The sequence below is a fragment of the Streptomyces sp. NPDC046931 genome, assembly GCF_040644655.1.
Classification (GTDB): domain Bacteria; phylum Actinomycetota; class Actinomycetes; order Streptomycetales; family Streptomycetaceae; genus Streptomyces.
On sequence record NZ_JBEYWX010000004.1, the window covers coordinates 251,423 to 271,939 of the forward strand.

At 71.6% G+C, this 20,517-nt stretch carries 18 protein-coding genes; 12 read left to right on the forward strand and 6 right to left on the reverse strand.

Translation table 11 applies throughout. The annotated features are described in order from the left end of the window. Positions 1 to 81 precede the first annotated feature (81 nt). Entirely contained in the window at positions 82 to 1,344 is a 1,263-nt protein-coding gene (locus tag ABZ876_RS10880; protein WP_361777623.1) for an MFS transporter, read from the forward strand. On the opposite strand, the gene ABZ876_RS10885 is transcribed toward ABZ876_RS10880, so the two are convergent. Next, the gene (locus tag ABZ876_RS10885; RefSeq protein WP_361777626.1) at positions 1,283 to 1,684 is read right to left on the reverse strand and encodes a hypothetical protein; all 402 of its coding nucleotides are present in this window, start codon (positions 1,682 to 1,684) and stop codon (positions 1,283 to 1,285) included. The genes ABZ876_RS10880 and ABZ876_RS10885 overlap by 62 nt on opposite strands. Positions 1,685 to 1,973: 289 nt before the next feature. Beyond that, a complete protein-coding gene (locus ABZ876_RS10890) occupies positions 1,974 to 3,299 on the reverse strand; it encodes a serine hydrolase domain-containing protein (RefSeq protein WP_361777629.1) in 1,326 nt (441 codons plus the stop codon). A 284-nt stretch (positions 3,300 to 3,583) separates the two neighbouring features. On the opposite strand from ABZ876_RS10890, the gene ABZ876_RS10895 reads away from it, so the two are divergent. Together ABZ876_RS10895 and ABZ876_RS10900 are read left to right on the forward strand one after the other, a co-directional pair. Next, positions 3,584 to 4,093 carry a nitroreductase/quinone reductase family protein gene (locus ABZ876_RS10895; RefSeq protein WP_361777632.1) on the forward strand — a complete coding sequence of 170 codons (510 nt, stop codon included), beginning with the start codon at positions 3,584 to 3,586 and terminating at the stop codon, positions 4,091 to 4,093. Next, complete coding sequence (locus ABZ876_RS10900) at positions 4,090 to 5,232, forward strand: hypothetical protein (protein WP_361777635.1); 1,143 nt, start codon at positions 4,090 to 4,092, stop codon at positions 5,230 to 5,232. The genes ABZ876_RS10895 and ABZ876_RS10900 overlap by 4 nt, the downstream gene beginning before the upstream one ends. Positions 5,233 to 5,238: 6 nt before the next feature. Here ABZ876_RS10900 and ABZ876_RS10905 read toward each other — a convergent pair whose 3' ends face one another. Beyond that, positions 5,239 to 6,654 (reverse strand): hypothetical protein, encoded by a 1,416-nt coding sequence (locus ABZ876_RS10905; protein ID WP_361777638.1) that lies wholly within the window; start codon positions 6,652 to 6,654, stop codon positions 5,239 to 5,241. Between the two features lie 130 nt (positions 6,655 to 6,784). On the opposite strand from ABZ876_RS10905, the gene ABZ876_RS10910 reads away from it, so the two are divergent. From ABZ876_RS10910 to ABZ876_RS10920, 3 genes are all read left to right on the forward strand, one after another. After that, entirely contained in the window at positions 6,785 to 7,450 is a 666-nt protein-coding gene (locus tag ABZ876_RS10910; RefSeq protein ID WP_361777641.1) for a nucleotidyl transferase AbiEii/AbiGii toxin family protein, read from the forward strand. A gap of 159 nt (positions 7,451 to 7,609) precedes the next feature. Then, positions 7,610 to 7,864: a hypothetical protein gene (locus ABZ876_RS10915; protein ID WP_361777644.1), complete on the forward strand. Its 255-nt coding sequence runs from the start codon at positions 7,610 to 7,612 to the stop codon at positions 7,862 to 7,864. Positions 7,865 to 7,976: 112 nt separating this feature from the next. Then, a complete protein-coding gene (locus ABZ876_RS10920; RefSeq protein ID WP_361777647.1) occupies positions 7,977 to 8,882 on the forward strand; it encodes a slipin family protein in 906 nt (301 codons plus the stop codon). 46 nt (positions 8,883 to 8,928) lie between these two features. Here the strand turns inward: ABZ876_RS10920 and ABZ876_RS10925 are convergent, their stop codons facing one another. Beyond that, positions 8,929 to 10,167 carry an MFS transporter gene (locus tag ABZ876_RS10925; protein ID WP_361777650.1) on the reverse strand — a complete coding sequence of 413 codons (1,239 nt, stop codon included), beginning with the start codon at positions 10,165 to 10,167 and terminating at the stop codon, positions 8,929 to 8,931. A gap of 157 nt (positions 10,168 to 10,324) precedes the next feature. Here ABZ876_RS10925 and ABZ876_RS10930 point away from each other — a divergent pair, with 157 nt between their 5' ends. The 3 genes from ABZ876_RS10930 (at position 10,325) to ABZ876_RS10940 (ending at position 12,815) form a co-directional block, all read left to right on the forward strand. Then, positions 10,325 to 11,290 (forward strand): winged helix-turn-helix domain-containing protein, encoded by a 966-nt coding sequence (locus ABZ876_RS10930; RefSeq protein WP_361777653.1) that lies wholly within the window; start codon positions 10,325 to 10,327, stop codon positions 11,288 to 11,290. Positions 11,291 to 11,325: 35 nt separating this feature from the next. Then, on the forward strand, positions 11,326 to 11,835 hold the full coding sequence (locus ABZ876_RS10935; RefSeq protein WP_361777656.1) for a glutathione peroxidase: 510 nt from the start codon (positions 11,326 to 11,328) through the stop codon (positions 11,833 to 11,835). A gap of 83 nt (positions 11,836 to 11,918) precedes the next feature. Next, the gene (locus ABZ876_RS10940; RefSeq protein WP_361777659.1) at positions 11,919 to 12,815 is read left to right on the forward strand and encodes a MerR family transcriptional regulator; all 897 of its coding nucleotides are present in this window, start codon (positions 11,919 to 11,921) and stop codon (positions 12,813 to 12,815) included. A 100-nt stretch (positions 12,816 to 12,915) separates the two neighbouring features. Here the strand turns inward: ABZ876_RS10940 and ABZ876_RS10945 are convergent, their stop codons facing one another. Continuing rightward, positions 12,916 to 14,820 (reverse strand): MFS transporter, encoded by a 1,905-nt coding sequence (locus tag ABZ876_RS10945; protein WP_361777662.1) that lies wholly within the window; start codon positions 14,818 to 14,820, stop codon positions 12,916 to 12,918. 255 nt (positions 14,821 to 15,075) lie between these two features. Next, complete coding sequence (locus ABZ876_RS10950; RefSeq protein WP_361777665.1) at positions 15,076 to 17,859, reverse strand: serine hydrolase; 2,784 nt, start codon at positions 17,857 to 17,859, stop codon at positions 15,076 to 15,078. Positions 17,860 to 18,087: 228 nt separating this feature from the next. Here ABZ876_RS10950 and ABZ876_RS10955 point away from each other — a divergent pair, with 228 nt between their 5' ends. The 3 genes from ABZ876_RS10955 to ABZ876_RS10965 all read left to right on the forward strand — a co-directional run bounded on the left by ABZ876_RS10955 (position 18,088) and on the right by ABZ876_RS10965 (position 20,429). Continuing rightward, positions 18,088 to 18,840, forward strand: coding sequence for a GPP34 family phosphoprotein (locus tag ABZ876_RS10955; RefSeq protein WP_361777668.1), 753 nt, complete (start codon positions 18,088 to 18,090; stop codon positions 18,838 to 18,840). Between the two features lie 306 nt (positions 18,841 to 19,146). Then, positions 19,147 to 20,004, forward strand: coding sequence for a helix-turn-helix transcriptional regulator (locus ABZ876_RS10960; RefSeq protein WP_361777671.1), 858 nt, complete (start codon positions 19,147 to 19,149; stop codon positions 20,002 to 20,004). A 236-nt stretch (positions 20,005 to 20,240) separates the two neighbouring features. Continuing rightward, positions 20,241 to 20,429: a DUF397 domain-containing protein gene (locus tag ABZ876_RS10965; RefSeq protein ID WP_361777674.1), complete on the forward strand. Its 189-nt coding sequence runs from the start codon at positions 20,241 to 20,243 to the stop codon at positions 20,427 to 20,429. Positions 20,430 to 20,517 lie beyond the last annotated feature (88 nt).

Genomic DNA, 20,517 nt, shown 5'->3' on the forward strand with positions numbered 1-20,517 from the left:
GGGGGCCTGGCCATGCGATGGGCGGGGGATGGACTGCTAGCGCAGCTGCGGCGGCCGCCAGGGGGGCGGGACGCGCGGATCATGCTGCTCGCGCAGTGCGTGGACCGGGCCGGGACGGGGATGTGGGCCGCGGCCTCCGTGCTGTACTTCACCTTCGTGAGCCGGCTGGACGCGCGCGAGCTCGGACTGCTGCTGGGGGTGGGGGCAGTCGCGGGGATCGCCGGGTCGCCGCTGGCGGGGCGGGCCGCCGAACGGTTCACGGTGCGTGGCCTGCTGATCGGCAGTCATCTGCTGCGGCTCGGAACAATGGGTCTGCTGCTGGTCGCCGACGACTTCGCCACCCTGCTGCCCGTGGTCGCCCTCACCTGTCTGGGAGAGCGAGCGGCCAAGACGCTGGAGATGCTCTTCGCCACCCGGGTCGCGGGTGAGCAGCGAACCACCTACCAGGCGCTGTTCCGCAGCGTGGCCAACGCCGGATACGCGCTCGGCGCGGGCATCGCCGCGATCGGCCTCGGAGTAGGGACCACGAACGCCTATCGCGCGCTGATCCTGGCCAACGCGCTCTCCTTCATACTGGCCGCCGCACTGGTCTGGCGGACCCGGGAGCCGGTCGGCCACGGCCTGGTTGTGGCACAGAGCGGCGACGGCGGCACCACTGACGAACCGCCCCACGCCGCCAGTCCTTGGCGGGATCGCGGCTACCTGCTCTTCGTACTGCTCGACATCCCGATGAACCTGGACGACTCGGTTCTCAACGTCGGCCTGCCGCTGTGGCTGGTGCACCACACCAGCGCGCCGCATGCGGTCGTGCCCGCCTTCCTGGTGGTCAACACCGTGCTCGTGGTGGTCCTCCAGCTTCGGGTCTCGGCACGGGTCCAAGGCCGGCGCGGGGCGGCTGTGGCAGTGGGCTGGTACGGCATGGCGCTGCCCGCCTGCTCCCTGGTACTGGCGACCGCGACCGGCGGCGGGGCCTGGTCGGCCTCGCTCGCCATGCTGGCGGCCGCGATACTGGTCACCCTGGCGGAACTCATACGGTCGGTGAGTTCCTGGGAACTGGCGGTCAGCCTGGCGCCGCCGCGTGCCCGGGCTTCCTACCTGGGAGTGGCCGGCATGTCCCAGTCGGTACAGAAGTCGCTGGGTCCGCTGCTGCTGACCGGTGCGGTCATGACGGCCGGTCCGGCGGGCTGGCTGGCGCTCGGCGCAGCCGTCACCGGGCTGAGCCTGGTGCAACGACGCGCCAGCCTGCGGCGATTGGAGACCCTCTACGCGCCGTCACGGGCCGTCAGCGCCGTTGGCGGTCGGATTTCGCAAGGGCGATCACAGTGGAGGCGAGAGCCGTCGTGACGAGGCTTCCCCTCATGACCAGCCCCACGCCGACTATGAAAAGGCCGCTGGAGTCGTCCGACCGGTCGCCGTAGGCGGCAACCGTCAGGCCGGCCGTGGTGCCGAGCACAGCGCCTGCGATGTAGCCGCGGGACGCCGCCCAGCACACAGGGGCCAGCAGAGTCAGCACCAGCCCGCTCACCTGCCACGCCTCGTAAGAGCCGGTCGCCGTACCGTCTGGCTGCATGTCACGCTGCTGGTCCCAGCCCAGCCAGGCAGCCCATAGCGCCTGCGATACCCCGGCCAGGACGAGGATCGACAGCGGCTGGAGAACGGGTTTCGGTGGAAGTCCTTCGCGCATGATCCAACGGTGTCGGCTCGCCCGATCGCCGGCCGGAGCGCGAGTACTCGGTTCCACCCGAGTACATGAGTCATGGGCATCGTGGCCTGGACGGCCAAGGGCCGGCTCAGGAGGGTTTCCCTCCCAGGCCGGCCCTTGGCCGTCTCAGCCGCCGTGCCGCACGGTCCGGCAGATCAGTGGGCGGGGCCAGGATCCGGGCCAGGATGTTGTGGACGGTCCCCGTGACGGCCGCGGGCCCGCTTGCGAACCGCTTCACCGGCAAGCACGCCAACACCTACCTGCCCGCGGGTCACTCGGAGGTGCGGACGGCCTCCGGCTTGCCCGCCGAAGCTTGTTCACCACCGGGTACCGGCGCGAAGGCCGCCGTGGCGATGCCCCGGATGTACGGGGACTCGGCGCCCTTCAGGCCGGTGGGGTTGAGCGAGTACACCACGCGGCGGGCGAGGTTCCTGGTGGCGAACATGCCGCTGGTGTAGCCGGGGCGCGAGCCGGTCTTGCCCCAGATCTCGGTGCCGTCGGGGAAGGTGAAGCGCATCAGCCCCATGCTGAAGCAGGCATGCGCGGCGGTGGGGCCCTGCTCGCAGTTCTTGTTGTCGTGGTTGGGCACGTCCGGGACGTTGAACAGCAGCCTCTGCTGGGCGGGCGGCAGAAGCCGGCCGCCGAGCAGCGCGGTCAGGAAGCGGTCCAGGTCGGCGGCGCTGGAGATCATCCCGCCCTCGGCCCACGGCCACGCGGCCTGCTCGGTCACGTCGGCCTCCCGGGTGGTGCCGTCCGCGCCGATGACCGTGAGATAACCGTGGGAGTGCGGGCCGGGCAGCCGGGTGTCGTCCACCGCGGGCGCCGAGGTAGCGTGCAGGCCGAGCGGCCGGATGATCCGGTCACGCACCTCCTCGGCGAAGGAGCGGCCACCGACCCGCTCGACGACCAGGCCGGCGATGAAGGTGTTCAGACCGTTGTACTCCTGTGCGGTGCCGGGCGCGAAGTCCATCGGCCGGCCTTCGACCAGGCCCTCCACCACCTGGCGCGGAGTCCAGCTCTCGAAGCGGTGGTCGACGAACCACTGATTGCTGCCGTCGCCCCAGAAGGCCGCTCCGCCGCCACCGGGCAGGCCGCTGGTGTGGTTGAGCAGCTCTCCCACCGTGACCGGCGGGTAGTCGGCGGGCAGCAGTCCGGGCAGGTACTGCTGGACCGTGCCGTCGAGGTCGAGTCGGTGTTCGGCGGCCAGTTGCAGCACGACGGTGGCGGTGAAGACCTTGGAGATGCTGCCGATCCGGAAGCGGGCGTCCGCCGGCACCGGCTGTCCGGTGGCGAGGTCGGCCGTGCCGGAGGTGCCTGCCCACCGGCCCGCCCTGCCGGACACCCGGAGCAGCGCGCCGGTGACGTCGGCGTTGGGCAGCCCGGCGATGGCCTTCCGCAGCGCGGCGGGGCTCAGCGGAGGCAGCGACTCGGCGGCGGGTGTGGTCGCGGCGGCCGCCCCGGCGGCGGACGCCGGTACGGCCGCGCCCGCCGGTACGGCCGCGCCCGCCGGTACGGCCGCGCCCGCCGAGAGGACGGCGAGCAGGCCGGTGGCGGCGGCCACGGTGGTCCAGCGGGCGAGGCGTGAGGTGCTGTGCACAGTCGGACTCCGGAGTGATTCGACGTCAGGGCCCGTCTCTCGGGCCGCACTTGACTCTGCCCCGCATCGCCCCGCGCGGTCATCCGGGTCGAGCCCTCAAGATCCCCTGATGTATCTCCCGGGGTTTTCCCTGAGACCGGCCGACGCCCAACCGCCCGCGGCCGGCACCGCCACGCCGCCCCGTTCTTCGAATGTCCTCCGCATGGCCCCGGCGCGGCTCGGCTCGGTCGTGGGAGTCGCTGGTTAGCTAAGAGTGGTCAGGTCTTCGGCGGAGCGAGGCGGACATGGGCGACGTGAACGAGGTCAACAAGAGGATCATCGGTGAGTTCCGGGCGCAGGGCGGCGTCGTCGGCGGCTTCTTCGAGGGCAAGCATCTGCTGCTTCTGCACACGGTCGGCCGCCGTACCGGCCAGGCGCGCGTGAACCCCCTGGTCTACGCGGCCGACGGCGACAATCTGCTGGTCTGCGGCTCCTCGCGCGGTGCGGAGAAGGACCCGGCGTGGGTGGGAAACGTCGCCGTCATGTCCGAGGTGACCGTCGAGGTGGGCGACCGCGTTCTGAGGGCGACGCCCACCGTCGTGCGGCATCCGTCGCCCGAGTGGGAGCGTCTCTACGGGATCTGGTCGGCGTACTGGCCCGACAGCACGCAGTACGAGAACAAGACGTCCCGCAGGTTCCCCGTCGTGAAACTGGAGCCCGTAGCGGTGGTGCCGGCTTCCGCGGGTGAGAACGGGGCGGCTCACGGGGCCTTGGTGCAGGGCCACGAAGGCCGGGTGGCACTCGAGGAGAGATGACCGCGGACCGGGTCTGGGTTCTGGGCGCCACGGGCCGCTGCGGCCGGGCGATCGCCGCCCGGCTGACGGCCGGCCATCTGCCGCCGGTCCTGGTCGGCCGCGATCCCGGGCGCCTGCACGAGCTGGCCGGGGCACTCGGCGGGAAGCCGCGGATCGTGGTGACCGGGTCGGTCGACGCCATCACGGCGCAGCTGACCCGGCACGCGCCGGCGGTCGTGATCAACACGATCGGTCCGTTCACCGAGACGGCGGCACCGATCGCGCGCGCGTGCCCGCCCGGTACTCACTACGTCGATCTCGCGAACGAACTCTCCGCCGTCACTGGGCTGCTGGGACGGCGTGAGGAGGCGATCGCGGCCGGACGGTGTCTCGTGACGGGTGCCGGATTCGGCGTGCTCGCCACGGAGAGCCTCGTACTGAGGCTGTGTGAGGACCGGCCCCCGGCGGCGTGCGTGAGGGTCGACGCGGTGCCGAAGGCCGTGGCCGGGGACGGCCTCGTCGGCTGTGCCCTGGCGGCGAGCATCGTCGACAGTCTCGCGCTCGGCGGACGCCGCTACGAGCACGGCCGGCTCGTACGCACCAGGCTGGGGGCCGATGCCGAGTGGTTCGCCCTGCCCGACGGGACGAGGGCGCACACCGTCGGCGGTCCGAGCGGCGAGCTGGAGGCCGCCCACCGGGCCAGCGGTGCGCCGTTCGTGGTCGCCGCCACGAGCGCGGTGCCTGCCGGCCGGGCGGCGCGCGCCGTCCTGCCGGTGGCGGCGGTGTTGCTGTCGCATCCGGTGCCGGCTCGCGCCGCCAAGCGCCGGCTCGCTCGCGTCCGGGTCACCACGCGCGGGCGCAGCGGGGAGTTCTCCTGGGCGCGGGCCCGGGTGCGGGACGTCGACGGCCGCACCCTGGAAGGGTGGCTGCGCACCGGTCCGGCCACGGAGTTCACCGCCGCGGTGGCGGCCGGGGTCGCGAGCCGTCTCGTCCGTGGCGAGGGCCGGCCGGGCGCCCACACACCCGGTTCGCTCTTCGGTCCGGAGCTGGCCGTGGAAGCGGGCGGGCGGTTCCTCCTCGGCCGGCCGTCCCTCCTCGACGGGCGGTTCACCTCGTTCCCCTCGGGCAAGGGGCACCCGGGCCACGCGAGCGATGGCTGAAGCGGGTCACCGGTCTGCCCGCGCGAGCCCGTGCGGGGGACGCGCCGGGGAGATGAACCCGTGTGGCCTGCACCGAGTGGTGGAGCGTGCGCCGGGGAGATGAACGCGTGTGGTCCGCGCTACGGGGACGGGCGTGCGCCGGAACGTCGGGATACCAGCCGCGCCGCCATGCTCCGCGGCGGACGGCGGCGGCTCGAAAGCCGCCGGTGAGGGGTGCTCGCGGGCAGCCGGACCCGGGAACGGCCGGGGGTCCTCCGCTTCCCGGCCGCGGCGCTTGTTGCGGGGCGGGCGCTGGGGCCACCACAGCACGTACGCGGCGGAGCCGACCGCGAACGCCAGCCGGATCAGCCCCCGGGCGGAGTCGGAGGGGACCAGCAGCGCGCTGCCGTACAGCGAGATCAGCGCGATCCAGCTGACCCACGGCACCAGTCGCCGCTGCCCGATCGAGTCCCAGATCAGGGTGCCGAGCAGGACCGAGGCGTTGTAGTACGTGTACACGCTCGGGTCCAGGACGATCCGGGCGTCGGCGGCGAGCAGTACCACGGCCGCCCAGCGGCGCCGGAGCACCGCCAGCCCGCCCAGGCCGATGCCGAGTGCCATCTGCGCCGGCCGGTCCCACCAGGGGGTGTCCGGGTCGTCCACACCGAACCAGCGCAGCGACGACGCGGACTGGTTGGGGATGGTGAAGCGGGCGGCGGCCAGGGTGTCCATATGGGTGAGGTAGAACGGCAGCCACGCGGCGGCCACCAGCCCGGCCGCCCAGGCGGCGGAGCGCAGCAGCGCGGGCCGGGGCAGGACCAGCAGCAGCGGCAGAAAGCCCACCGCCCACGGCTTGGAGTCCATGGCCAGCGCCAGGAAGACGCCGACGGCGACGGCGTTGCCGCGCACCAGCGCTCGTACGGCGAACGTGGTGAAGAACAGCGCCAGCACGTCGTCGAGATGCGCGAACCGCACCGAGACCTCGACCCACATGGGGATGAAGGCGGCTCCGGCCACCAGCACCCGCTGCTGGAGGCGCCTGTGGTTCAGCCCGGTGCCGAGGTTGTGGTCGGCGGCCGCGCGGCCGATGAGAACCAGCATGTACAGACCCAGCCCGGACATGAAGGCCTCGGCCAGGTTCTCGCCGACGGCCGCGGGGTACGGGGCGAACAGCCCGGCGACCAGGAAGCTGACCGGTCCGATCTGGAGTTCGGGATGGTTGGCGTAGAGAGCGAGGCCGCCGCCGGGCACCTGACTGAACAGCAGCTCCTCACCGGTCTTCAGATAGTGCCAGGACACGGCGCCGTGGCGTTCGGCCACGAAGAACCAGGCCGCCGTCCACAGGGTCAGCAGCGCATGGTGCCATCGCACCGGCCAGTGTCCGATCCGGCCGATCCGTGCCCTGTCCCCGGACGCGGATCGCGCCGTCTCCGCATTGCGCACATTCCGTCCTTCCCCTGCACGGCAAGACGCTTGCTGATTTGCGCAACTATAGAGTGAGCTCCTGACGCGTACGCACGCACCCGGACCCGATGCGCCGTATCCCGCCGCACGTTGGGTGATAATCCCAGCCATGGACTCACCGTCCCGGCGTCTGCTCGCCGACGTCCTCGCCGTGGGCGCCCCGTACCCTCTGGCGATCGCCGGTGGCTACGCGGTCCTCGCGCACGGTCTGGTGGACCGGCCCAGCCGGGGCGTGGACGTCGCCACGGAGAGCCCTGAGCGGATGGAGGTCATCGCCTCCGCCGTGCGGGCGGGCCTGGCGGAACGGGGCTGGCTCGTACGCTCCCTGGAGTCGGACCCGCTCTCGGCGCGGCTGGTCGTCGGCGACCCGGACTCGGGCGGGGAGTGCGAACTCAACGTCCTCAAGGAGGTGCTGTGGCGTCCGCCGGTCCTCACGGATCTGGGTCTGACCGTCTCCCTCGAGGACGCGGTCGGCACCAAGGTGCGCGCCCTGGCCGACCGCGGTTTCGCCCGGGACCTCATCGACGTGCACGCCGCCTCGGACCGCTGGAGCCGTCCCGAGCTGGAGGAACTCGGCCGGCGCCACGCCCGTGACACCTTCGACCTCACCGATCTCCAGGCCCGGCTGACCGGCATGGAGTGGGTGGAGGACAGGGAGTTCGCGGCCTACGGGGCCGACGACGACGCGATCGCCCAACTCCGGCGGTGGGCGCAGGAATGGGCCGACGACATCGCGGAGCGGCTCGCGGAGTCGGAGGAACCACCCGAGGAGTGAGGCCGGCGCAATCCCGCAGGAGTGAGGCCGCCGCGACCGTCAGCGGAAATCCGGGTCATCACTCCTAATGATCATTCATTCCTTCATACCGCAACGCGCGGACGGGGGCGGGTGTTGGGCGTGGTGTCCGGCACGGCACCACCGAAAGGGAGAACCGTCATGGCTTCGCGTCACGTCATCCGTCTCGCCACGGCGTTCACCGCCGCCGCGACGCTGCTCCTGACCGTCCCGCACGCCGCGCAGACCGCACAGGCCACCACTTTGACGGGGTGCAGGGTCCCCGCCGTCGTCCGGATCGACGGACACGTCACCCACAGGACGTACCACACGTCCCGCGGCATGACGCGCCCCCGCCCGCGTCCGCACGGTGACGCGTTACGGCACGCCGGTCCGTGCCGCCGCATCACACGGTGAGCCCGTACGGTTTCTTGACGAACTCCTGACGCGACGGCCGCATCCGGTGATCCGGTCCGTGGTGTCCCCTTGGATGTCACTCATCGACACCCTGTGAGGGAAGTGAAGTGCCATGGAAGGCACCGTCGTCGCGGTTGTGCTGGTCGCCGTGCTGGTCCTGCTCGTGCTGCGCAGTGGGATGCGCGTGGTCAACCAGGTCGAGCGTGGGGTCGTGTTCCGCTGGGGGAAGGCGCTGCCGCAGCACCGGCAGCCGGGCATCACCTTCCTGATCCCGTTCGCCGACCGGATGCGCAAGGTGAACGTGCAGGTGGTGACCATGCCGGTGCCGACGCAGGAGGGCATCACCAAGGACAACGTCTCCGTCAAGGTCGACGCCGTCGTGTACTTCCGGGTGACCGACCCGGTGCGGGCCTCGATCGAGGTCCAGGACTACATCTTCGCGGTCGGCCAGGTCGCCCAGTCCTCACTGCGGTCCATCATCGGCAAGAGCGATCTGGACGACCTGCTGTCCGACCGGGAGCGGCTGCACGAAGGCCTGGCCCTGATGATCGACAGCCCGGCCGCCGGATGGGGCGTGCACATCGACCGGGTCGAGATCAAGGACGTCCAGCTGCCGGAGTCGCTGAAGCGCTCCATGTCCCGGCAGGCGGAGGCGGAGCGCGAACGGCGCGCCCGTGTCATCACGGCGGACGGCGAGTTCCAGGCGGCCCGGCAGCTCGCCAACGCCTCGCGCATCATGTCGGACACACCGGAGGCCATGCAGCTGCGACTGCTTCAGACGGTCGTGGAGGTGGCGGCCGAGAAGAACTCGACCCTCGTGATGCCCTTCCCGGTGGAACTGCTGCGCTACTTCGACCGGGCGGCGCGCCAGTTCGGCCCCGAGGGCGGCCTCGAGAACGGCCACGCGGAGCATCGCCGGGACGACCCCGCGGACGGCCGCAAGGACGGGGCCGAGGACGGCCGCAAGGACGGGGCCGAGGACGGCCGCAAGGACGGGGCCGAGGACACCGGCACCTGAACGATCGCGGTCCCGGGCCTGCCCGCCCGGGACCGCCGGCAAGCACTCAGTCCCGTCGGACGCCGGGGCCGGGAGGCCGAACAGGTTCCGGGACCGAGCCCGCGGCCGTCCCGAGGGACGGCCGGCGGCCGGCCGCCGCTCCCGCCCACGCCAGGACCGAGGTCGCCAGGAGCGACGCCGTCGCCATCAGCGCCATCGCCACTGCGGGGGCGGTGAGTTGGGCCAGTGTCCCGGCCAGGGCCGCGCTCACGCCCTGCATCGTGAGCATGCCGGCGGAGTGCAGGCCGAGGGCGTGGCCGCTCAGCTCCCGTGGGGTCAGGCTCATCAGGCGTTCCTGCTGGATGAGGCTCGCGCCGAAGCCGACCGAGGCGAGCGCCGCGCAGGCGGCCGCCACGGGCACGGCGGGACGCAGCGCGAACAGCAGATACGGGGCCGCCAGGAGCAGCAGGAACGGAATGCCCAGCCGGCGGCGCAGGGCGGGCGGAAGGAGTCGGCCCGTGGCGACGTCCCCGGCGAACATGCCGAGCGCCGCGCATGCGAACAGCACGCCCGCCCGGTCGGGCGCGTAGGAGACGTAGAGCGATTCGCAGCCGACGACCAGGCCGTTGGGGACCCACAGCAGGAGGTAGGTCGTCCGGCGCGGCGGGGACGACCACAGCAGCCCGTTGGTGCGCCAGGTCTGCGCGATCGTCGGACGGCCGGAGGTACGCGGAGTACGACGGGTCAGACCGAGGCGGGCGCCCACGGCCGCCGCGAGATACAGCGCCGACGCGATCAGCAGGGTCGTCCGCGGAGACAGCACCGTCACCAGGACGCCGCCCGCCGCGTACCCGCAGACTTGCAGGATGCCGTTCATCATGTTGAAGACGGAACGGCCCAGCAGATAGCCGTCCCGCGACAGGATGTCGTTGAGCAGACCCCAGCGGACACCGCCGCCGAGGGACTGGACCAGGCCCAGCAGCAGAACCAGCGCGAAGACCGCGCCCAGCGGCAGTCCGGGCGCCGCCATCGCCGCCGTACCCACCGCGAACACACTCGCGATGCCCGTCATCGTCGCGCGTGGCGGCAACCGGTCCGCCGCCGACAGCAGCGTCGTGGCGCCCACGACCTGGGCCAGCTGCGGCCCGAACATGCTCACCGCGGACAGCAGGGGCGAGTCGGTGGCCCGGTACACAAGCGTGCCCAGCGCCAGGCCGCCGAGGGTGGAGGCGGCCGTCTGGAGGGAGGCGGTCAGGAAGAGCGGGGCGAACTCGCGGGCGCGGAAGAGGTCGGAGTAGCTGCGCATGGCCGGAGTCTGAGCGGGCGCCGGGAGCCGTCGTTAATCTTTCGCGTACCTGCGAAAGGTCGCAGCCGGCCGTCGACGCCCATGAGTCGATGACACACATGAGTCGACGACGCCGGCCAGTCGATGCCGCCGACGAGCCGGGAGGGGCGCGGACACCATGGGTCTCTGGTACGTCAACGCCGACACCCTCGCCGGAAGCCGCTTCGTGCTCTCGCCGCTCGCGGAGACCTTCGCCGGCCTCAAGGTGCTGCACGCGGGCAGCGCCTCCCACCCCGGGGAACGCCCCTGGCTGCAGACGCATCTGCCCGGCTACCGCCGGCGCCTGGCCGGGGACCCCGTCACCGCGCTCCTCGTCCGCTGCGGCCTGGGCATGGAGTGGATCGCGGACTTCCTCACCCCCACCCCGAGGGACGGGGAGACCTTCGAGGAGGGGGTCGCCCGGATCCGCGCCGCGTCACCGGACGAGGCCCGCGCCCATCTCACCGTCTCTGTGCGCGGCCCGCTCCCGTCCCTCCTGGACCGCGACGACCTGCCCGAGCGCGCCGCCGACCTGCTGACCTACGTGTGGACGCAGACCGTGCTGCCCTCCTGGGACCGGCGGCGCCATGTCCTGGAGGCCGATGTGGTCGCGCGGACCGCGCGGCTCGCCCGGGACGGCTGGGCGGCCGCGGTGGACACCCTGCGGCCGGGCCGGACACGCTGGCTCGGCGGAAACCGGCTCCAGGTCAACCTCCACGAGAATCCGCCGCGCGAGATCTCCGGCGCGCAGCTGGTGTTCGTCCCCGTCACTCCCCAGACCGGCTGGGTCTCCTGGGAGGAACGCGACCGGTACGCCGTCGTCTACCCGTGCACCGGAGTGCTGGCCGGGGGTCCGCACCGGGCGGTGCCGACGAGCCTCGCCACGCTTCTCGGGCCGGCGCGGGCCCGCGTCCTCGTGCTCCTCGACTCGCCGCTGAGCACCAGCCAGCTCGTCGCCGTGACCGGGCAGGGGCTCGGCTCGGTCGGGCGCCATCTCAGGGTGCTGCTGGACGCGGGGCTGGTGGAGCGGCGGCCGGCGGGACGCTCGGTGCTGTACTCGCGCTCGGCCGCGGGTGAGGTGCTGATCACCACACAGCATGGCTGACGGGAATGTCACGGGGCGGGGTTAGCATCCGCTGCATGACGACTACTGACGACACCGCCGGATCCGTACTCGACGTGGAGATCGGCGCCCTTCAGGGCGGTCCCGCGCAGCTCGCCCAGTACGCGGGCAAGGCCGTGCTCGTGGTGAACGTGGCCTCCAAGTGCGGTCTGACCCCGCAGTACGCGGGCCTGGAGCGGCTCCAGGAGCGGTTCGCGCCGCTGGGCTTCACCGTGCTCGGGGTGCCCTGCAACCAGTTCCTCGGGCAGGAGCCCGGCAGCGCCGAGGAGATCGCGGAGTTCTGCTCGGCGACGTACGGCGTGACCTTCCCGATGACGGAGAAGATCGAGGTGAACGGCGAGGGGCGGCACGTGCTGTACGACCGCCTCGTCGGCTTCGCGGACGCCGAGGGGCACAGCGGGGACATCCGCTGGAACTTCGAGAAGTTCCTGATCGGGAAGGACGGCCGAGTCGCCGCCCGGTTCTCGCCACAGGCCGAGCCGGAGTCGGCCGAGGTCGTGGCGGCCGTGGAGAAGGCCCTCGCCTGAGCCCGGCGCACGCTTGACCTTGCCGCTTGACCTTCACCCTGGGGCAGACGCGAGCGTCCTCGTCACCGGGCGGAAGGCGTCCGGTGACGGAGGAGGACGGGGTGACCGACGACCTGCTCACCATCGGCGTGTTCGCCGCCCGCTCGCGGCTGTCGCCGAAGGCACTGCGGCTCTACGACCGGCTGGGGCTGCTCGCCCCCGCGTACGTCGACGAGACGAACGGCTACCGCTACTACCGCGCCGACCAGGTCGAACGCGCCCGTACGGTGGCCCTGCTGCGCCGGCTCGACATGCCGCTCGCCGGGATCACCGAGGTGGTGAGGGCGGCCGAGTCGGACGGCGTCCGGGCGTCCGCGCTGCTCGCCGCCTACTGGGCGGACGTCGAGAGGCGGATCGCCGCTCAGCGGACCCTCGCCGAATACCTCCGTGGACGGCTGTCGGGGAGGAGTTCCGAGATGTACGGGAAGTTCGTGGTGGAGACGGTGGAGGTACCGGAGCAGGTGCTGATCACCGAGACGCGGCATGTGCTGGCCGAGGAGCTGCCGGCGTGGATCGGGGCCTCGCTGGGGCGGCTGGAGGGCGCGGCCCGGGAGTGCGGCGCAGTGGCCGGGGCGCCGTTCGTGGTCTACCACGCGGAGGTGTCGCAGGAGAGCGACGGACCCGCGGAGGCGTGCGTGCCGGTGGCCGACCGGGAGGCGGCGCGGGCGTGGGCCGAGGAGCAGGGACGGGCGTGGGAGACCCGGGTACGGGTGGAGCCCGCGCAGCGGCTCGCGTACACCCGCATCGCCAAGGCGCAGGTCGCGCATCCGCAGATCCTCGCGGCGTTCGAGGCGGTGGAGGCGTGGGTGTCGGAACAGGGGCTGGAGTACGCGGGGCCCTGCCGGGAGGTCTACTTCGCGGACTGGGACGCGGCGGGGCCCGAGGACGCGGTGTGCGACGTGGCGTTTCCGGTAGGGGGTCCCGCCGCGGCCGGGGCGTAGGGCGCGTCGGCCCGGGTGGCGCGGCGGTTCCGGCCGCGCCACTCCGGCGAACGAGCGGGCCACCGGGGCTCGCGCGCCCCGGCCGCCGGGCGCTCCACCGTCAGCGCAGCTCCTCCGGGCACGGCGTCCCCCGCGGCAGCTGGTACGGCGCCGCCAGGCGGTAGGTGCCCGCGCGCGGGGCCACGAGTTCCGTCCACTTGTCGCCCGACGCGTCCTGCGGCGTCTCCATCAGACAGCCGTTGACGTTGTCGTACGTCTTCGGCGTGCCCTCGGGGCGGTGCTTGGACTGCCGCGTCTCCTGCGGCGGCTTGACGCCCTTGCCCTGCGCGTCGACCAGGCCCAGCCACGGCGAGTACGGAATGCGGATGAGCACCCGGCCCGCCCTCTTCACCTCGATCGTCAGTTCGCCCTGGTCCGCGCGGTCGACGACCGCCGGGGGATCCGCCAGCGGCACGGGGTCGGTCACCGCGAACAGCTGCCAGTTGGCGTCGACCCAGATCTGCCTCAGATAGGGCATGCCCCGCTGGACGAGCTGCCGCTCGCGTTCGCCGCCGCCGTTCCCGTCCGGTTCGTCCTTCGGCAGCACCACGTAGTGCACCGCCCAGCGCTGGAGCCACTCGTGGTAGTTCGCGGAGTTGAGCGTGTCGTCGTAGAAGAGGGGGTTGCGCTCCATGTCGGCCTGCCGGTTCCAGCCGCGGGCCAGGTTCACATACGGCGCCAGCGCAGACGCCTCGCGGTGCGAGCGCGCGGGGACCACCTCCACACGGCCCTTCTCGGCACCCACCACCTGAAGCTGGTTCACCAGCGGGGCCAGCTCACGCGCCCAGGACGCCGTCGGGGTGGTGTGGATGATGTCGTCGACCGTCTTGATACCGATCCAGGTGGTGAAGCCGGCGACGGCGATGACGGTGACGTACCACTTACGGCTGCGCGGCACCGTGAACGGCAGCGCCGCGACCAGCGCCACGCCCGCGAACAGCATCGCCAGCCGGGTGATGTTCGAGCCGATCTGGGAGCTGATCAGCCAGACGAGCACCACGGACAGCCCGTACACCGCCGCGGTGATCCGTACCGTCTTCCACTCCTCGGGGACCAGGTAGAAGACCAGAACCGCGAGGAGGAACGGCAGGATCACCGACGCCCAGGTCATCGGCTGCGTACCGGAGAACGGGAACAGCCAGGCCGAGAGGGCCACCACCACGGTCGGGGCGAGGCCGAGGGCCCAGGCGCCCGGGCGGCGCTTCTGGAGGAACAGCGCCACCGCCACCAGGCCGACGAACAGGCCCGCCACCGGTGACGACATCGTGGCCAGGGCGGCCAGCGGGGCGGCGCTCAGGGCCTTCGCCCAGCGTTTGTGACGCCAGCGGTACGGCCAGCAGAAGACGCACGCCGTCGCGCCCAGGGCGAACATCGTGCCGAGACCGAACGTCACCCGGCCCGAGATGGCGTTGCACACCAGCGCGAACACTCCGGCCAGGGCGGGCCACCACGGCTCGCGGACCGCTCGGCTGCGGATGAGGACCAGCGTCAGCAGCCCCGCCGAGACCGTCCCCGCGATCATCATCGTCGTACGGACCCCGAGCACCGACATCAGATACGGCGACACCACGCTGTACGACACCGGGTGCATGCCGCCGTACCACGCGAGGTTGTACGCCGAGTCCGGGTGCCGTCCGACGAACTCCGCCCACGCGTCCTGCGCGGCGAGGTCACCGCCACTGTTCGCGAAGGCGAAGAACCACACGATGTGCAGCAGCCCGGCGAGTGCCGTGACCGCGAGCACGGGGTGCCTGCGGGCCAGGTCCGCGCCACGCGAGGACCTCAGACGGGTGAGCAGGATGCGCGGCCTGGGGGCCGCCGGGCCGCCCTCGGGCGGTGTGGCCGGGTCGGGGTGCACGGTCGTGTCAGCGGCGGGCTCGCCCCGCGGTATTCGCGGGCCCGTGTTCCGGGCCGGATGCCGGCCCCGATCGGCGTCGTCGGCGTGTGTCGGCTCCGCTGTGGCCACCTGAAGGCACTCCCCGTGTCCCGTTTCCGTTCTCGCCCGCGTCCGGTTCCGTTCCCGTCCCGTGCCCGGACACCCGCGAAAGTTCCGTGACTGTTCCGTCGGGGTTCCCTCGGAAGTCCGTCCCGGGCCAGGCATCGCGGCTCGGGCCTGCCCCGGTCTCGCGACGCTAGCACGCACCCCGCCGACGGGCCCCCGGGTGGGGGCCGCCGACGGGGTGCGCCACGTCCGTACCTGCGGGACGGGTTCTACGGCGACTCAGCCCAGCCGGGTGAACTTCGCGCCGTAACCCGGCTCGGCGAGGTCCTTCTCGAGGGCGACCGGAATCGTCACCGCATGGCTGGAGCCGTCACCGACCGTCAGCTTGCCGACGACCGTGCCGGCCTTCGCCTCGTGCGGGACCGCCTTGCCGTCGCCCCCGATGGAGAGCGTGGTCCGCAGGCCCGGCCAGCCGACCGCCTTCATGTTCCGCGTGGCGACCACCGGCGTCCTGCCGCCCAACTGGTCGTCCACATACCCGACGACCTCGCCCTTCTTCACCACCGTCGCGGTGGTCAGGCTCTGCTGGACCTTGTCGATCAGCTTCTGGCTGTTGGTGATCGCCAGCTGGAGGCTGTCCCAGACCCGGCCGCTGTGGGCGTCCTGGTTGAGGACCGCGCCGTAGATCGTCTGCGTCTTGCCGTCGACGACCTTCGTGGCCGCCCACACCAGGTTGCCGCCGGCCGGGGTCGACGAACCCGTCTTCAGACCGATCACACCGACCTGCTTCACCAGCAGGTCGTTGTTGTTGTAGATCGCCCCGGTGAGACCGGGGATATCCGCCTTGGCCATCCCGACGATGCCGCGGAACACCGGGTTCTGCATGACCTTCTTCGCCAGCTTCAGCTGGTCGACGGCGGTGCTGACCGTCGACTTGTCCAGGCCGCTCGGGTCCGTGTACGTGGTGTGCGTCATACCGAGCTGCTTCGCGGCGGCGTTCATCTTGCCGACGAAGGTCTTGTGGTCCGAGTCCCAGCGGGCGAGCAGGCGCGCCGCGTTGTTCCCGGAGGGGATCATCAGCATCTGGAGCATCTGCCGCTCGGTGAACTTCTGACCCTTCTTCACGGCCGCCGTCGACTCGTCCTCGTTCTTGGACTCGTCCTCGGCCTGCTGGTCCACGGTGATCTGCGGGCCGCCGTCGTTCCCCTTGAGCGGGTGCTCCTGAAGGGTGACGTACGCCGTCATGATCTTGGTGACACTCGCGATCGGCCGCGGGGTCTGCGCGCCCTGACTGCCGACCATGCCGACACCCTCGACCTCGATGGCCGACTGCCCCTGCCCCGGCCAGGGCAGGTCGAGCCTGCTGCCGTCGAAGGTGTACGTCTCGTCGGCGCTCAGCCCGAGGGTCGGGCTCGGCAGCGGACGGACCGCCTGCACGACCGCAAAGATGATCACGAGCAGCACGGCGAGCGGGGTCCAGATCTTGACCCGCCGCAGGACGGTGCGCACCGGAGTCTCCGGCGGCGGCGGAGTGTTCGTCAGCTCGGCGAGCAGGTCCAGCGGGGGCTTCGGCGGCAGCGGCTGCTGGGTGGTGCGCTCGGGGCCGACCCGGGGCAGCGCGGCGGTCGCGTCGGCGGGCTTGACCTGTCCGGGCTCGGGCTCTGCGGTCTTGGGCTGCGGGGCCTTGGGCTGCGGAACCCTCGGCTGCGGGGACCTGGGCTCGTCCAGCGGCTTCAGCGCGACGAACTTGCTGGTGCGGTCGGCGGGTGCGGAGGACTTGGCCGCCCATGAGGGGGCGGGCTTCTCCGCCTTATCCGCCTCCTCCGCCGTATCTACCTTTTCGGGCTCTTCTGACTTTTCCGGCGAGTCCGGCGAGTCCGACGACTCCTGCGACTTGGTGGCGCCACCGAGCTTGAGCATGGTGGTGGGCTGATCGACGGATTTACCGGACGTCCCGGACTTTTCGGACTTCTCCGACTCCTCGGCGGACTTGGCCGACTTGGCGTCGCCGAGCTTGAGCATGGTCGTGGGCTGATCGACGGACTTACCGGACGCCTCAGGCTTCCCGGACTTCTCCGACTCCTTGGCGGACTTGGCCGACTTGGCGTCGCCGAGCTTGAGCATGGTCGTGGGCTGGTCCACGGCGGGACGACGCGGCGCCTTGAAGACGGCGGTGGGCTGGTCCACGGGCGGCTCGGAGTCGCTCTCAGCGTCGCCCTCGGCGCCGTCCTCGGTGTCGTCCTCGGTGTCGGCGTCAGCGGCCTCTGCCTCATCGGACTCCGCATCCGCCTCCGCGTCGGCATCGGCATCGGCATCGGCATCGGCATCGGAGGAACCGTCAGGCGCGTCCTCACTCTCCGACGTTGCCGTCGCGCTCTCCTCCTCGGAGCCCTCGGCGGCCTCCTCGGCACCCACGCCCGCCGCGTCGTCGGGCTCCGCCTCAGCGGATCCCTCGTCATCGGACTCCGCGTCATCGGACTCCGCGTCATCGGACTCCGCGTCATCGGACTCCGCGTCATCGGACTCCGCCTCGACAGGCCCCTCGTCGCCGGACCGGCCCTCCGTCTCCTCGGCCTCGGCCCCGGCCCCGGCCTCCGCGCCCTCGTCCGCCCCGGCAGCCTGGTCCTCGGCGGCGTCGGCGGCGTCGGCGGCGTCCTCGGACGCGGTCTCCGCCTCCGACGTGTCCTCCGCCGCGTCCCCTGCCTCGTCCGCGCTGCGCACCCAGGACGCCAGCGACGCCTGCTGCCGCCCGCCGCCCCCGGCGGACCCCTTGGAACCGCCAGAAGCCGCGGTGGCCTTGGTGGCTCCCTCGCCACCCCCGGCGTCCTCGGAGAGCCCTTCACCGTCCCGGACGTCCTCGTCCACGGCCGTGCCGGCGGAGCCCCGCAGTTCACGCGTGGACAACACCGCCGTCGCCTGGTCGACTCGCGCCTTCTCGCCGGTCACCGCGAGCCGGGGGTCGCGGTCGCCCGCCGCCGGCCCCGGAACCGCAGCCCCGCTCCGCGACGTCGCTTCCGCCGACGACGCGTGCTGCTTCGACCTGTCGGGGGACTCGCCCGCCACCGATGCCTCCTCCTTGCGCCACGCACCCACTCGCGCGCCTCGCCCAACCGTGAACCGCCGCCCGGACACCGCTGTCCGAACCATGTACCAGTGTCCTGTGTGAGGGATTGACCCCTGCGCTAGACGAGAACGACATACCTACCGGTTCCACTACATTCCGGTCACGCACTCTCGACAGACCAATGTGAGAGGGGTCACCCTGTCATTCATCCACGCGGGGAGGCATGGATGGGCAGGAGCCGCAGAACACTTCCGGAAGAACTTCTGCTGCTGGCACTGGACCCGACCACGGGTACCACTGCACAGCCGCAGTCGCTCGACCTCGGTCTGGCCGGAGCACAGCTAGTGGAGCTGGCGCTGGCCGGACGGATAGCCCCAGACGGGGATCGTATCGCCGTGGTGGTACCACGGCCGACTGGAGATCCGACTCTGGACTGTGCGTTGGAGTTGCTGCGCAGGCGCGGCGCTCCGGTACGGGCCGTCCACTGGATCGGCGGGCCACGTCTCGGGCTGCGCCAGACCTACCTTTCGCATCTGGAGCGGTGCGGCATGGTCCATGCCGTGCCGGGCCAGATGTGCGGGGTGTTGCCGACGACGCGCTATCAGGCGACGGACACGGCCATCAGCCGGGAGATCAAGGCCCGGCTGGATTCCGCGATCCGCACCGGCGTTCCGCCGGACCCGCGGACCGCGGCGCTCGCCGCGCTGGCCCATGCGGTCGGTCTCGGCAAGCACCTGTATCCGGGCAACGAGGGACGCTCGTCCCGCTCCCGGCTGCGGGATCTGATCAGGCACGACCCCATGGGCGGCCTCGTGGCGCACGCCGTGATGGACGTCCAGAACGGCGCGGTCGCGCAACCGCGCCGCAGCCCGGCCCAGGCCGGCCGCCAGGCCACCGCGGCCAGGCCCGCACCGGAACCCGCCCGCGGTGTTCCCATGCAGCCGCGCCGCGGATCGATGGCACGCGTCGTGGCCCACTGAGCCGCAGTACAACGGCCCGGCACGACCGGCCGAGCCGGCGGCACCGGTACGGCCGGAACCGCACGACCCGGCGCCTGCGCCACCCCGAGACCCGGTTCGGGAGCCGCCGGCCCGCGCGGGGCGATGAGACGGACGTCCACAGGACGGCACACTCACCGCCCCGCGCGGCCGCATGCGCGCGTCGTCGGCCAAGCGGCGTGCGCGCGACGCATATCCGCCGTTTTCCAGCGGTAGAAAGCACCTTGGTGGCAATCTGCTCAGCAGCAGATACGCAAAGTAGAGGCAGGCAGCCGGAGGTGCACGTCCGTGGCGTCGAATGTCAATCCCACCGTCCGGCGACGCCGGCTGGGCCAGGAGCTGCGCCGGCTCCGTGAACTGAAGGGCATGACCGCAGAAGAGGTCGCCGAACGGCTGCTCGTCTCCCAGTCCAAGATCAGCCGACTGGAGAACGGCCGCCGCAGCATCAGCCAGCGCGATGTCCGCGACCTGTGCGGAGTCTACGAGGTCGACGACCAGCGCGTCGTCGACTCGCTGATGGAGATGGCGCGCGACTCCCGCCAGCAAGGCTGGTGGCACGCGTTCGGGGACATCCCCTACAGCGTCTACATCGGCCTGGAGACGGACGCGGAATCCCTGCGCGTCTACGAACCCCAGGTCATCACCGGCCTGTTGCAGACCCGCTCCTACGCCGAGGCCCTCATCCAGGGCGCGCTGCCCGAGACGTCCGCCGCGGACATCGAAAAGCGCGTACAGGTGCGGATGCGGCGCCAGGAACGCATCGCCGCCGAACTGCACCCGCTGCGTCTGTGGGTGGTGCTGGACGAGGCCGCCCTCCGCCGGGCCGTGGGCAACAACCATGTGATGCGGGAGCAGTTGGAGCACCTCGGCGAGATGTCCCAGCTTCCGCATGTCACGGTGCAGGTCCTGCCGTTCAAGGCGGGCGCCCATCCCGGCCTCAACGGCCAGTACGCGATCCTGGAGTTCGCCGACGCGGCCGACTCCAGCGTGGTGTACCTCGAGGGCGTCACCAGTGACCTGTATCTGGAAAAGGCCCACGACGTGCAGAAGTACGCCGTGATGTACGAGCATCTGCGGGCTCAGGCGCTCAGCGTGGAGGAGTCCCGCCGGTTCATCGCGGACGCGGCCAAGGACTACGCGCAGTGAGGCCGTCGCGGGCCTCCGCATAAGAGGGCCGCGGATTTTACATCAGTGAAACCTTTAGGCGGAAGGCCCGACTGGAATATGCCATCCGGTCGAGTGAATAGACCCTCCAGCCCAGCAGGTTGCCGAGTAGCTTCGATCACGCCATCAGCCAAACAAGTTGGCGCGATTCGCACCGCGGGACAGACACGTCTCGCGGGGCGAGGGCAGCAACTCAGCAACTCGCTACCGGAGTGAACATGGCCGTTCTTCAGGGGACCACGGAAACGTGGACCAAGTCGTCGTATTCGACGGGCAACGGCGCCTGCGTCGAGGTCAAATCGCCCAAGGCGGCGGCGCTCGCCGTGCGCGATTCCAAGGTTCCCGAGGGGCCCGTCCTGGCTTTCCCGGCCGATGCCTGGAACGCCTTCGTGACGTCGATCAAGTAGCACCGCCCACCACAACTCCACAGACAGCACCGACAAGGCCCTCTCGACTGGTCCGCCGTCCCGGCCGAGGGGGCACGTCCTTGTTCTC

Excerpts from the sequence above, each read along its gene's own strand:
- ABZ876_RS10915 (WP_361777644.1), top strand. The coding sequence starts at position 7,610 with ATGGCTTCGCGTCACGTCATCCGTCTCGCCACGGCGTTCACCGCCGCC.
- ABZ876_RS10930 (WP_361777653.1), top strand. The coding sequence starts at position 10,325 with ATGGGTCTCTGGTACGTCAACGCCGACACCCTCGCCGGAAGCCGCTTC.
- ABZ876_RS10880 (WP_361777623.1), top strand. The coding sequence starts at position 82 with ATGCTGCTCGCGCAGTGCGTGGACCGGGCCGGGACGGGGATGTGGGCC.
- ABZ876_RS10920 (WP_361777647.1), top strand. The coding sequence starts at position 7,977 with ATGGAAGGCACCGTCGTCGCGGTTGTGCTGGTCGCCGTGCTGGTCCTG.
- ABZ876_RS10935 (WP_361777656.1), top strand. The coding sequence starts at position 11,326 with ATGACGACTACTGACGACACCGCCGGATCCGTACTCGACGTGGAGATC.
- ABZ876_RS10925 (WP_361777650.1), bottom strand. The coding sequence starts at position 10,167 with ATGCGCAGCTACTCCGACCTCTTCCGCGCCCGCGAGTTCGCCCCGCTC.
- ABZ876_RS10900 (WP_361777635.1), top strand. The coding sequence starts at position 4,090 with ATGACCGCGGACCGGGTCTGGGTTCTGGGCGCCACGGGCCGCTGCGGC.
- ABZ876_RS10895 (WP_361777632.1), top strand. The coding sequence starts at position 3,584 with ATGGGCGACGTGAACGAGGTCAACAAGAGGATCATCGGTGAGTTCCGG.
- ABZ876_RS10885 (WP_361777626.1), bottom strand. The coding sequence starts at position 1,684 with ATGCGCGAAGGACTTCCACCGAAACCCGTTCTCCAGCCGCTGTCGATC.
- ABZ876_RS10955 (WP_361777668.1), top strand. The coding sequence starts at position 18,088 with ATGGGCAGGAGCCGCAGAACACTTCCGGAAGAACTTCTGCTGCTGGCA.
- ABZ876_RS10910 (WP_361777641.1), top strand. The coding sequence starts at position 6,785 with ATGGACTCACCGTCCCGGCGTCTGCTCGCCGACGTCCTCGCCGTGGGC.
- ABZ876_RS10965 (WP_361777674.1), top strand. The coding sequence starts at position 20,241 with ATGGCCGTTCTTCAGGGGACCACGGAAACGTGGACCAAGTCGTCGTAT.